The 12,519-nt window shown below is 54.0% G+C and carries 11 protein-coding genes, 1 tRNA gene and 1 pseudogene; 2 read left to right on the top strand and 11 right to left on the bottom strand.

The genetic code is table 11. From position 1 onward, the window contains the following. Window positions 1-119: 119 nt before the first annotated feature. The 3 genes and pseudogenes from IQ241_RS23705 to IQ241_RS23695 form a co-directional block, all read right to left on the bottom strand. On the bottom strand, window positions 120-671 hold the full coding sequence (locus tag IQ241_RS23705) for a hypothetical protein (RefSeq protein ID WP_193912024.1): 552 nt from the start codon (window positions 669-671) through the stop codon (window positions 120-122). A gap of 104 nt (window positions 672-775) precedes the next feature. Next, entirely contained in the window at window positions 776-988 is a 213-nt protein-coding gene (locus IQ241_RS23700) for a type II toxin-antitoxin system HicB family antitoxin (protein WP_193912022.1), read from the bottom strand. Beyond that, a pseudogene (locus IQ241_RS23695) lies at window positions 970-1,168 on the bottom strand (type II toxin-antitoxin system HicA family toxin). Before IQ241_RS23695 ends, IQ241_RS23700 begins: the two are co-directional and overlap by 19 nt. 140 nt (window positions 1,169-1,308) lie before the next feature. On the opposite strand from IQ241_RS23695, the gene IQ241_RS23690 reads away from it, so the two are divergent. Continuing rightward, a complete protein-coding gene (locus IQ241_RS23690) occupies window positions 1,309-2,901 on the top strand; it encodes an Hsp70 family protein (protein ID WP_193912020.1) in 1,593 nt (530 codons plus the stop codon). Between the two features lie 22 nt (window positions 2,902-2,923). On the opposite strand, the gene IQ241_RS23685 is transcribed toward IQ241_RS23690, so the two are convergent. Continuing rightward, entirely contained in the window at window positions 2,924-3,610 is a 687-nt protein-coding gene (locus IQ241_RS23685; protein ID WP_193912018.1) for a hypothetical protein, read from the bottom strand. A 331-nt stretch (window positions 3,611-3,941) separates the two neighbouring features. Here IQ241_RS23685 and speA point away from each other — a divergent pair, with 331 nt between their 5' ends. Continuing rightward, complete coding sequence (speA, locus tag IQ241_RS23680) at window positions 3,942-5,867, top strand: biosynthetic arginine decarboxylase (protein ID WP_228022041.1); 1,926 nt, start codon at window positions 3,942-3,944, stop codon at window positions 5,865-5,867. A gap of 225 nt (window positions 5,868-6,092) precedes the next feature. Here the strand turns inward: speA and IQ241_RS23675 are convergent, their stop codons facing one another. From IQ241_RS23675 to glyQ, 7 genes are all read right to left on the bottom strand, one after another. After that, the gene (locus tag IQ241_RS23675; protein WP_193912014.1) at window positions 6,093-6,410 is read right to left on the bottom strand and encodes a DUF433 domain-containing protein; all 318 of its coding nucleotides are present in this window, start codon (window positions 6,408-6,410) and stop codon (window positions 6,093-6,095) included. 70 nt (window positions 6,411-6,480) lie between these two features. After that, a tRNA-Ser gene (locus IQ241_RS23670) sits at window positions 6,481-6,567 on the bottom strand. A 40-nt stretch (window positions 6,568-6,607) separates the two neighbouring features. After that, a complete protein-coding gene (locus tag IQ241_RS23665) occupies window positions 6,608-7,393 on the bottom strand; it encodes a putative bifunctional diguanylate cyclase/phosphodiesterase (RefSeq protein WP_193912012.1) in 786 nt (261 codons plus the stop codon). Continuing rightward, on the bottom strand, window positions 7,390-8,949 hold the full coding sequence (locus IQ241_RS23660; protein WP_322743774.1) for a diguanylate cyclase domain-containing protein: 1,560 nt from the start codon (window positions 8,947-8,949) through the stop codon (window positions 7,390-7,392). Before IQ241_RS23660 ends, IQ241_RS23665 begins: the two co-directional genes overlap by 4 nt. Window positions 8,950-9,033: 84 nt before the next feature. After that, window positions 9,034-10,581: a ComEC/Rec2 family competence protein gene (locus IQ241_RS23655; RefSeq protein WP_193912008.1), complete on the bottom strand. Its 1,548-nt coding sequence runs from the start codon at window positions 10,579-10,581 to the stop codon at window positions 9,034-9,036. 110 nt (window positions 10,582-10,691) lie between these two features. Beyond that, window positions 10,692-11,174, bottom strand: coding sequence for a DUF4079 domain-containing protein (locus IQ241_RS23650; RefSeq protein ID WP_193912006.1), 483 nt, complete (start codon window positions 11,172-11,174; stop codon window positions 10,692-10,694). A 73-nt stretch (window positions 11,175-11,247) separates the two neighbouring features. Continuing rightward, window positions 11,248-12,174, bottom strand: a complete 927-nt coding sequence (gene glyQ, locus IQ241_RS23645; protein WP_193912004.1) for a glycine--tRNA ligase subunit alpha — start codon at window positions 12,172-12,174, stop codon at window positions 11,248-11,250. Window positions 12,175-12,519: the final 345 nt, after the last annotated feature.

Below are 12,519 nucleotides of genomic sequence, written 5' to 3'. Positions count from 1 at the left end.
GGGCACGATTTTCCCGACGTATTTGAATGGATGCTAGCGCAGGTAGGTGATCTACCTATGCCTCGGCGGTCTTCTAAACCACAACAGCCGAAACCCTTATACGCAGACACTTTCCCGGCTTAAGTTGGTACCCGTCGTTTTGACCAAAAGTAAGCGATTTGTTCGGTCGCTTCAGGGTCAACATCAGAATACGGCGACAAAACATATCTTTGAGCAGGTAAACCATCTATATTCCCCAAATCGCCTGCACCGTCTGTCCCCAAAAAATATTCAGAAATTTCTCCACCTTCGAATAGCTGATATTCAATAACACCGCTTGTATCACTCACCGACAACGTGATGACAGGCTGCCCTAATACTTGGGACAGTTGGGCCGCAGTTGGAGCTGAAGTCGCTGCGATACGATTCGGGGAAACTGTAATATCGCGAATCATAATTGACCAAGCGTGTCCAGTAACCTGATATGCAAAGCCAAATTCGCTTGGCAGCTCAATTTCAGCACCCAGCACGCCACGGTGAGTTTCAATTGCGCTAGCCGCAAGGGCGTCAGATAGCCGATCTAACGGCACTCTTACCAGAGAAATTGTGCTATTATGGTCAATATTGTCGATTCCTCGCCGCTCTGACCAAGGTCTCATGAAATGTTCTGTATATCTCTGTTGCCAATTCACCCTGTCGTACTCCACTGGATATAGAAACCTGTCGGACAAATCATTGTGAAAAGCGCTGCAACTTATTCCTAAAGCGGCGAGCAGCAAAAGGCTCCAATGCAACATCACACGGCGACCTCGACATAGGCTGATGAAGTGGTAGGCTGCGGAACCTCTAAGCCTTCCAATTTCAATCCATCCAGATGAAACTCCACTGCCTCGCGCATATTTTGCGCAACTTCTTCATGAGTTGTCCCGGTCGAGACACAGCCTGGTAGGTCAGGAGAATAGGCGGAGTATCCAGTTTCTGTCTTCTCAATTACGATAAGGTACTGCATCGTTTCAGACCCGCTTGTTTCAAAATGCTGTTCAACGTCCCTGGGGCCAGATCGTCAGCCGGTTTTCCGGGTATAGTGGCCTTGCTTGCTGGAATGTTTGCATTGACGGTGGCTTCCTTTTGTCCGGGCTAGATACCATCCATCCTGCTCGATCAGTTTGATCGCATCCCTAACTTTCATATCCCAAGCTTAAAAGTAGTGCAAAGGCTTGTCAACGCAACACTTGTAGCTTTTAACTCGCAGTGCATTACTGGCTATCATTCTCATCTCGATCCGGCCAAGGTTTAAGATAGAAGTCTGCTCGTTTATGAACCGTTGCAATGACTCTGGCCATCGATTTTGGCACCAGCAATACCGTCGTCGCTCGCTGGAATGCGGCGACTCAGCAGCCTGAGATCCTCGCGCTAGACCCTCTGGCCTGGCAGTTTGGGGCCAACCCGCCGCTGATTCCCAGCCTGCTGTATGTGGAGGATGCGGCTCAGGGAAAGACGGTGGCCGGGCAGGGGGTGCGCGATCGCGGCTTAGACATCGCCAGCGATTCCCGCTTTTTTCGCAACTTTAAGCGCGGCATCGGTTCCTCCGTGCAGGGCTTTATGCCCGAGCTGGACGGGCAGCTGCTTAACTTTGAGCAGGTGGGGCGATGGTTTTTGACCCAGGTGATTCAGCAGGTGCGCGTCCAGGAGCCCGACCTGAATTCCCTGGTGTTCACCGTACCGGTAGACAGCTTCGAAGCCTATCGCCACTGGCTGGGCCAGCTTTGCCAAACCCTGGAGATTGACCAGGTACGGATGCTGGATGAGCCCACGGCGGCGGCCCTGGGCTATCAGCTCAGCGGCAATGAGACGATCCTGGTACTCGATTTTGGCGGCGGCACGCTAGACCTGTCTCTGGTGCAGCTGACCACGGCGGCCAACCGTCAGCCGCTAGGCTTTATTCTCAAGTGGGGCCAAAAGACAATGGCCGAAGAGTCAGCCCAGCGGCCCAAAACGGCTCGGGTGCTGGCCAAGGCGGGCGAAAACCTGGGCGGAGCCGACATCGATCACTGGCTGGCGGATTACTTTGCGGCGCAGCAGGGCGTCCCGGTTTCAGCCCTGACCCTGCGGCTGGCCGAGAAGCTAAAAATTCAGCTTTCGCAGCAGAGCGAGGCGTCCGAAGCTTATTTCAATGATGAAACGCTGGAAAGCTACGAGCTGAACTTAGACCGCAAAACCTTCAATGAGATTCTGACTGAGCAGGGCTTTTTTCAGCGGCTAGACGACCGTCTGACTCAGCTCCTCCAGCAGGCCCGGCGGCAGGGTATTGAGTCGAGCAATATTGATGCGGTGCTGCTGGTGGGAGGGACAGCACAGATTCCAGCGGTACAGGAATGGATTGGCAGCTATTTTGAATCAGATAAAATTCGTCGCGATCGCCCCTTTGAAGCGATCGCCCAGGGCGCGCTTCAGCTCCGCCCCACGACCGAGCTACAGGACTTTCTCTACCACAGCTACGGCGTTCGCTATTGGGACCGACGGCACAGCCGCCACAGCTGGCACGCGATCATTCCCCAGGGCCAGGCCTACCCGATGACCGAGCCGGTAGAGCTGGTGCTGGGCGCGTCTAGCAACAACCAGCCCAGCATTGAGCTGATTCTGGGTGAAATGGGCGATGCGGCGACCCGGACGGAAGTTTACTTTGAAAGCGACCGGCTGATTACCCGGCGGATCGAGGCCGACCAGGCCCAGGTGCAGCCGCTCAACGATCGCGACGGCGCTCGCACGATTGCTCAGCTGACGCCGCCCGGCTTTCCCGGCAGCGATCGCGTCCGGGTACAGTTTTGGATTGACCGCGATCGCTTTCTGCGGATTACCGTCGAAGATATTCTCACCTCAGCGACGCTGCTTCGCAATCAGGCTGTCGTTCAGCTAACCTAGGCCAGACTATGGCTTTACAGACCTATGGATCTACGGCACCTTTGGGCAGTGTCCGCAGCCGACTGGTCTGCTGAATGGGCTTCTCTGGTGCCTGCTCTGCCATTCGCAGCGATAGCAGGATGAATGCCTGAGTTACAGCTAGCACAGCTACAAAGAGGCCGCTCGCGAGCCAGAAACTGAGCTTTAGCGAAGGTACACTCTGAGATACGGCATAGAGCGCCAGCGCCAAAACAGCAGCGATGAAAAACTTTGAAACCATCGGCATCTCAGCGGCTGACCAGCTCAGCGCAATCACCATTGCGTCGAAGAAGAAAGCGGCTAAAAACCAATGTAGCCGTCTCGCATAGACTGCCTTTGCGCCTTTGACAGAGTGGGTAGGCAACCGGCTGGGGAGCACCAAGGCTCTCACGCTGTCAAGTAACACAAAGGTCAGCGCCACTGCAGCCACCGTGAAAAAAATCAGGTGCTGCGGCGGTGTGATCATCGCTACCTGTAGCCCCAAACCGGAATTAACCAGACTGACGATGAATCCCAAACCATAGCCCATAGCACCAGCTGCTAGCAGAAAGGCGACGTCAATCCCTAAACTGTTTGTGACTGGGGAACCTCGCCGAACGGGGGTGACGGGTTTCTCAGCTATAGCAGGCGGATCAAGTAATGACGATTGCGAGTAAGCAACGTCAATGGTGATTGGTGAATCGGGTTTCATAGCGCCAACGTCCCCTGTAAAGGCTCTGCTATCGGTTCTCGGCGGGCTAAATGCAGGCCGAGCAGATGCAGCTGAAATGAGCCTTCCGTATAAATACCAAAATCCGATTAGACATCGTCGGGCTTACAGACAATATCTACTAAAATTTTACAAAGCTTACGGATACATAAAATCCGTACAGCCGGTTTCTCCTTTCTAAATGGCCTTTCTAATTTAAATGGACTGAGTCCGGCATAAGCGATGGGCTGGGGGTTAAACTGTGTCAGTGCAAATGCTCTAGACCTCAGGATGAACCGCTGTGACCCAATCCTACCAACCGACCCAAGCGCAGTTGCTGAATGGTGCTGCCGAACCGTCTACCGCTGCGGCCTCTACCTGGACGATTGAAGATAGCGAAGAGCTCTACCGGATTCGAGGCTGGGGCGAACCCTACTTTTCTATTAATGCGGCTGGGCATATCACTGTTTCTCCCCAGGGCGATCGCGGCGGCTCCCTGGACCTCTACGAGCTGGTCGAAGCGCTGCGCCAGCGCGATCTGGAACTGCCGCTGCTGCTGCGCTTTTCCGACATTCTCAAAGACCGCATTGAGCGGCTAAATGCCTGCTTTGCCAAAGCGATCGCGCGCTACAGCTATGCCGGAACCTATCGCGGGGTCTTTCCGGTGAAGTGTAATCAGCAGCGCCATCTGATCGAAGATTTGGTGCGCTTTGGCCAGCCCTTCCAGTTTGGTCTGGAGGCGGGGTCGAAGCCAGAGCTGCTGATTGCCTTGGCGACGCTGAATACGCCGGGGGCGCTGCTGATCTGCAATGGCTATAAGGATGAAGGCTATATCGAAACGGCGATGCTGGGGCAGCGATTGGGGCAGCAGCCGTTCATCGTGCTGGAGCAGCTAGATGAAGTCGATACGGTAATTCAAACCAGCCAGCGACTGGGGATTCAGCCGCTGCTGGGGGTACGGGCCAAGCTGAGTACACGGGGGGTGGGCCGCTGGAGCGATTCGGCGGGCGATCGCGCTAAGTTTGGCCTCAGCATTGCCGATATTCTTACCGTGGTTGAGCGGCTGCGCGCAGCGGGAATGCTCTCCTGCCTGCGACTGCTCCATTTTCACATCGGCTCCCAGGTCTCGGCGATCAGCGCGATCAAAGATGCCCTGCGGGAAGCCTGCCAGATCTATGTCGAGCTGGCCAAGCTGGGCGCGCCCATGGGCTATCTGGACGTCGGTGGCGGTCTCGGGGTGGACTACGACGGCTCGAAGACGAACTTTCACGCTTCGAAAAACTACAGCACGCAGAATTACGCCAATGACGTAGTCGCCGAGGTGAAAGAAGCCTGCGCCGCTCGCGACCTGCCGGTACCCACGCTGATTAGCGAAAGCGGTCGGGCCGTGGCCTCCCATCAGTCCGTCCTGATTTTTGACGTATTGGGAACTAGCGAAGCGACCCAGAGCACCCCTGAACCGCTCCAGCCCGGCGAACATGCCCTAGTGCGGGAGCTCTATGAAATTTATGAATCGACTCACGCCAACAATTATCAGGAAGCCTACAACGACGCCCTCCAGTTTAAGGAAGAAGCCGCCAGCCTGTTTGATTTTGGCTACCTCAGCCTGACCGAGCGAGCCCGGATTGAGCGGCTGTTTTGGGCCTGCTGTCGTCAGATTGTAGAGATTGTTCGGCAGGAAGACTATGTACCTGACGAGCTCGAAGATCTGGAGAAAAGCATGGCCTCGATCTACTACGTTAACCTGTCGGTATTTCAATCCGCTCCGGATAGCTGGGCGATCGATCAGCTCTTCCCAATCCTGCCGATTCACCGGCTGAATGAAGAACCCACTAGCCGCGCTACCCTAGCCGACCTTACCTGTGACAGCGATGGCAAAATAAACCAGTTCATCGACCTGCGCGGCGTCAAGGATGTCCTTGAACTACACAACTATATCCCCGGTCAGCCCTACTATCTAGGTCTATTTCTGGGCGGGGCCTACCAGGAAATTATGGGCAGCCTGCACAACCTATTTGGTCAGACCAATACGGTCCATATTCAGCTCACCCCTAAGGGCTACCAGATCGAACATGTCGTTAAGGGCGACACCATGGCTCAGGTACTCAGCTATGTCGAATACAGCGCCGAAGACCTGCTGGAGCAGATCCGCCGCCGCTCTGAGCAGGCGCTGCAAAACCGAGACATTTCCTTAGACGAAGCTCGACTGCTGCAAAAGAACTATCAAAACAGCCTCAATCACTATACCTACCTGTCTTAGCGTATTGCGAGCACCAATATGCTTGCGGAATCGGCCCGAGCTTCAAAAACGTGTTAAGCCGTTTAATATTCTCTAATCGTGAAGTGTTGCTGACTCGATCCGGGTTGATTCTGCTTTTGAACGCGGATCAGGCGATTTAATAAAGTCTCTTGCGAGCCGAGGTATTGGTGTAGAAAGTTCATCTGCTCGCTGTAGCCGCGATCGTCCTTGCAGATGACAATACCGCTATGGTTCGTCTAATGCAGCAATAGCTTGGTCAATCTCATCGCGATGCTGACTATAGTATGTCCAAGCTGCGCTGAGATCGGTTGGACTAAGATTGGGATAGTTGCGCAGCAGCTCATCGTCATTGGCCCCCTGTAGGCGAAAAGAAACTAGGGTGCAGATGGGGATGCGAGTATTGCGAATACGAGCATGTCCCCCGCAGATACCCGATTTTTTTTGAATAACTTTGGCGTTGAGCTTTTCCCGTAGAAGCCTATTTTCTTCAGGCGTCAGGGATTCAATGACTTGAATAAGAGAATCGACGAGCTGAGTGTTCATTGAATTTCCCCATAGCGCTAGGTTCACCAGTTTAGGAGATGAGGAAATTGCTTAAGCTAAATTATGTCAACGGAGAGGGAGGGATTCGAACCCTCGTTGGGTGTGACCCCAAAACAGATTTCGAGTCTGCCGCATTCAACCGCTCTGCCACCTCTCCAAGGTTTCATAAGGCGTTCTCATATTCTACACCGAAGCGATCAGTTGAGGCGCGGTGCCAGGCGATCTGCACTTTCTATCCAATTTGGGGCTTTTTTCAGTAGTTCGTCTACGGCTGAGCTGGGGAGCGATCGCGAAAAATAATATCCCTGCCCCCAGTCGCAGTCCAATGCCCTAAGCCGGTCTAGCTGTCCCACCGTCTCAATTCCTTCAGCCACAACCCGCATCTTCAGGCTATGGGCGACAGCAATAATCGCCTCTACGATCTCTGACCGTTCTCCTGTATCGCCCATCTGACTGATGAAGGCGCGATCAATTTTTAAGCTGCTGGCACCAAAGCTATGCAGACGACTCAGGCAGGAATATCCGGTACCAAAGTCATCAATCGCAATCTGGATGCCATTTGCTCGCAGCTGATTAAGTGCGCCTACTGTTTCTTGAAAAGATTCTAATGCAATGCTTTCAGTGATTTCGAGAGTAAGCGAGGACGGATTTAGGCCCAGATCTTGCAAAATTTCGCTGACTTCGCAGGCAAAATCTGGCTTGAGCAGCTGTCGGCCTGAAATATTCACCGCAATATTTAATGCCTGGTATGGGCGGTTCTGCCGCCATTGCTGAACCTGGCGACAGGCATTCTTGAGCACCCACTCTCCCAATTCTAGAATCAGATCGGTGTCCTCTGCTAGAGGAATGAATTCGCTAGGTGAGATCAGTCCCTGCTCTGGGTGGATCCAGCGGACTAACGCCTCAAATCCGTCGAGCTGCCCCGTTTCCATAGTAATGATGGGCTGATATTCAATTCTAAAAGGGGTGCGATCTTGGTTCATAAATCTAATTTTTCAATGGCCTGACGTAAGTCCTGCTCTAGCTGAGACCGGCGAATGACGGCGTCATACATAGCCCGATCAAAAACGGCGTACTGATTTTTCCCGCGAGCCTTGGCCTGGTATAGAGCAATGTCGGCGTCGCGTAGAATCTCTTCTGGCGTAGCATAGCCGTGTGAGCTCAGCGTCAGACCCAGGCTAATCGTAGTAAAGACTTTATATTCGCCCACTTCATAGAACTTGGCTAGCTCTTGACAAATCTGCTCGGCTATAGAGCTAGCCATTTTATCAGAGTCTAGATCCTCAAGCAAAATAATGAACTCATCGCCACCAATGCGGGCGATCTGACTATAGGGGCGCAAAGTGCGCTGTAGCTGACGCGCGACCTCGGTCAGCAGCCAGTCCCCCACCCGATGTCCCAGGCTGTCATTCACAATTTTGAACCGATCGAGGTCTAGAAAGAGCACCGCAAATAGAGGTGCATTTCCATCCCGACTGCGGCCTATCACCTGACTGAGCCGCGATAGAAACCAGTTACGGTTATAAAGTCTAGTTAAGCTATCGTGAGTCGCCTGATAGTGCAGCTGCTCTTCAGTCTGCCGCCGGTCAGTAGTAATTGCTCCCAGCAAAACGCCGGTCAATGAGGTTGTCATCAGCCCAAACTGGAGTGCCAGGGACGCATCCTCCTCCTCCTGAACTTTGCCCCCAACTAAAATAACTGAGACAACGTTAATAAATAAAACAGCCAGAGCCCCACTTATAAGCCCACGTCGAGACGCTATTAGGATCAGCGGTAAGAAACTGAGATAGTCATAGTTCAGCAGGTTAGTTCTTTCAATCCCGTAAGCCAACCAACTCACGAAGGCAAGAGCGCTGATCGACAGGATTAGCTCCATCCCCTGACGCAGGCTAGGCCGGTCAATCTCTACTGGCGGCGGCGGCTGAGACAGATCGATGTGAGACTGACCCCATGGTAAGATGCGTAGGATGCTGAGCAGTATTGGGGCCAGCATCATGATCCCCGTAGACTCTCCGGCCCATTCATGCAGAACCCGTTCGCTCAACTCTGCCTGAATGACTTGGTCAGTTGCGAACAGCGTCATGACGTAGAGCGTTCCTGCGACCAAGGGGATGATTAAGCCGGCAATCAGGGTAAACCAGGCCACGTCGCGCCAGCAGTATAAACGAGGGTCGATCTTGAGCCAACGCTTTAATAGGTAGCTGGCGCTGCCATGACCCAGAGATACATAGATCGCTGCCGATAGGCTCAGCCAGGGGCTCTCGATGTTGAGGATGAGACCGCTGAGCCAGCGGGCTAAAAACACAATGGGCAAATAGCGGTTCCCTAACGACAGCAAAAGGGTAATATGAAGCGCTGACGCCGGGTCCCAGGGGCTCACTCGCCAGGACGTTTCAAAGATTTGGGCAATTCTTTCTAAGCTAAGCACACCTGCGCTGTAAACAACCAGGAGTAGTCCCCATCGCTTTGCTGCTGATAGCTGCCGTAGCCATTCCCAGAACCGATTAAATGTAGACGAACTGATGAGTTTAGCTTTCACAATTGTTTAGGCTTGCGGCTATGCCTAACTAAGTTATTCTTTATCATATTTCCATACGGTACTGTGGCTTATACAGGCTGCTATTTAACGCCCCCATGCGGCTGAGTCAGCCTGCTCTCGCAGCCTTAATCCTAAATAGATTAAGCCGTACAGCCCGTATGTTAAAAAAACTGCTAAGACGGAAAAATGCTCAACTGTGAAAGTATGGCCGGGTAGCTGATTAAAAAAGTCGATCAGAGCAATCAGTAAACGGACTGGATAGTAAAGAGTAGAGGCGATCGCGCTGCCCAACAGCGGCCAGACGATAGCGGCCATGGCGCTGATAAATCCGCCGGTCGCAATCAGCACAATCAGCGGCGTGACTACTATGTTTAGCAAAATACTGTAGGAGGGCAGCACGCCGAAGTAGTAGAGCTGGAGCGGCAGGGTCCACAGACAGGCGGCAAGCGGTACGGAGATGACTGTTGCGATCGCGCTCGGCAACCCGTCCAATCGCTTAGCCAGGGCAGGCACTGTCACAATCAGACCTAGCGTCGCCATGACGCTCAGCTGAAAGCCCACATCCCAAATCCAATGCGGGTTCCAGACCAGCAACAGGCTCACCGCCAGCAGCAGGCAGCCCAGCGGCTTGACCTGACGCTCTAAAGCCAATCCCGCAAGCGCTCCCGCTCCCATCACGGCGGCTCGCATGACGCTGGGCTGGAGTCCGGTCAGACCGACGTAGACTAGCAATGCGCTCAGGCCGATCAGGGCTTGGACTTTGGGTGGGCGCGATCGCACCGCCCCGAGCACCAATCCCAGCACCAGCGACACATGGAAGCCTGAAGCCGCGAGGGTATGGGCTAACCCCGCCGCAATGAAGGCATCCCGTAGGTCATAGGGCAAATCAACCGCTCGCCGACCCAGCGTCATTGCGCTCACCAGGGCGCCTTCAGATTCCCCCAACCAGCGGCTCTGGGCGGCTACCAATCGCTGCCGCAGTCGCCATAGTGCCCACGGCGGCGGCGGCTGAGTCGAGCGATCGGTAATCCAACGCACGCTCAGTCCCGCGAAACAGCCCTGCTTAGCTAAGTAGGCCCCAAAGTCAAAATCATCGCTAGCTTCGGCGGGCTGTGGCAGATAGAGCTGGCCCTTGAGCTCAACGAACTGGCCCGGGTAAAGCTGCTGGCTCGGCTTCAGCGGTGCCGTTACATATAGTTTGCCGCTGACAACCTGGCTCGGTTTCGACGGCATTGCTGCGTCAGCGGCCTGACGTAATGAATAGGCGCTAACTAAAAACTTACCCTTCTGGCTGCGTGTCGTCTGCGGCATCTGCTCAACCTGACCGACAACGTGGACTTCTGCGGACTGCCCGGCGGCTGGGGCGAAGCGACTGATGTCATCTACGCTGGGCCTGGGCTGACGCCAGGTACAGTAGAGGGTTGCGATCGCGCCTGCCATCCCCGCTAGCACCCACTGCCGCGCTGTCGGTCCCTGCCGCCAAAGCCTTGGTACTACTAGCCCGAAAACAATCCCGCCCAGCAGCCAGCCGCTACCGATCAGCGGTAGCCAAGCCTCCCCGCCCGCTATGCCGGTTGACAATAATCCCAGCAGGTAGGCCCAGCTGACGATTAGAACAGCCCAAGATCCCATCGGTGACTATCCCGCAATCGATTTAAGTCTGACAAAACCTAAAAGAGCGCCGCCTCTAATCGTCAGCGCTCTCTATTAATACGAGTGGGGTAAAAAATATCAGTCAGGTTTTAGATTGAAAGGCCCAGGTTGATTCCTAAAGCAACGTGAATCAGGAGGAGCGCGATCGCGGTGCTGCCCCAGTAGGCGTGGAAGGTGCGCCAGTTTTTGTCGCCTTTGCCGAACTGAAAAAGCGCGATCGCTGCATTCAAACCCAACATGCCAATCACCGTCATCCCCGTCCAAAAATGAGGGCTCTCCAAAATCGGCTCGCCCTGCATGACGAGGGATAAAATTCCGCCCGTTGCGCCAAGCACAATGAACACAAACATCAGCGGCGCAATCTTGGCATGGCTCTGTTTATTCTTCACCGCAACCTGGGGATCATCCGCCGCTCGGCCCCGCCAGCCCGCGTAGGTGACGAAGCCACCCATCACAAACACCACGATCCCCATCAGCACCGGATGCCCCCAGTGGACAATCGGCTCTGGAATGCCCAATTGCACAAACCAGTTCGCCAGCGGCTCTATCCACGTTCGCAAAGTTGGACCCATGGTTCTTACCTTCTATATATTGAGTAACTGCATATTGAGTAACTGCGTCTACATTCGTCTTATCACGATGCCGCTAGGCGGACAATACAGCTGTTTCTGCGGTGCCCTCTGGCATCGCCTCAATTGAGCTATTTACTGTAAGCAGCGGGAAACCCAATGCCTCGCGCTGCTGGAGGTAATGCTGGGCAACTTGCCGAGCCAGCCCGCGAATTTCTCGAATGTAGCGCGTCCGTTCCGTCACTGAGATCACCCCGCGAGCATCCAGCAGGTTAAACGTATGGGAGCACTTCAGCACATATTCATAGCTGGGGATCACCAGCCCGCGAGCCATCAGCTGCTTTGCTTCCTGCTGATAGAGGTTGAAGAGCGTAAACAGCAGCTCAGGATTAGACGCTTCAAAATTGTAGGTGGAATGCTCGATTTCACCCTGCATGTGAACGTCGCCGTAGGTAATGTGGTCGTTCCATTGAATTTTTGCGATCGCGTCCACTTCCTGCAAATACATCGTCAGCCGCTCTAGCCCGTAGGTAAGCTCAATCGACACCGGGTCGCAGTCCAGCCCGCCGCACTGCTGGAAGTAGGTAAACTGGGTTACCTCCATCCCATCTAGCCACACCTCCCAACCGACGCCCCAGGCTCCTACCGCCGCGTCTTCCCAGTTGTCTTCTACAAAGCGAATGTCGTGATCCTCTGGCCTGATCCCGAGGGATCGCAGCGAGTCCAGGTACAGCTCCTGAATATTGCTCGGCGACGGTTTGATCAGTACCTGATACTGGTAGTAGTGCTGATAGCGATTGGGGTTTTCCCCGTAGCGGCCATCCGCCGGTCGCCGACAGGGTTCTACATAGGCAACCGACCAGGGCTCTGGCCCAATCGCCCGCAAAAACGTATGAGGACTCTTTGTCCCAGCCCCTTTCTCCGTGTCATAGGGCTGCACAATCAGGCAGCCCTGCTCTGCCCAAAACGTATGTAGCGCTGCAATTACCGACTGAAAATTCACAGTAACTCTCTCAGGTCAGCTCCTATTATCCCTTGCCATTCCATTCTCATCCGAAATGTGAACAATGGAAATATCTACCCATCCTCAATCCAGGCCCCTAAATTTTTAGCCTGAGTCCCTCCAAACTCTATCTGTAGGGTTTGTGTAGAATTGTAGGGAACGAAAAACCCCTGACATGAGAGGGTTTCAAAGACTTAGGGCAAATTCTTCAGAATTTAGTTGACACTCCAGCTTGTGCTTCGTTATATTGATTAAGCGCTGAAGGGAGCGAGCTACGGATGAGAGTCTGAGGCGAGCGACTTTCGAGCTGCGGCACCTAGACAAGCGAATAGTTTGAAGATTAAT

Origin of the sequence: Vasconcelosia minhoensis LEGE 07310 (assembly GCF_015207255.1) — a bacterium.
Classification (GTDB): domain Bacteria; phylum Cyanobacteriota; class Cyanobacteriia; order Phormidesmidales; family Phormidesmidaceae; genus Vasconcelosia; species Vasconcelosia minhoensis.
Note: the sequence above shows the minus strand (reverse complement) of the source record. Positions and strands in the feature narration are given on the sequence as shown.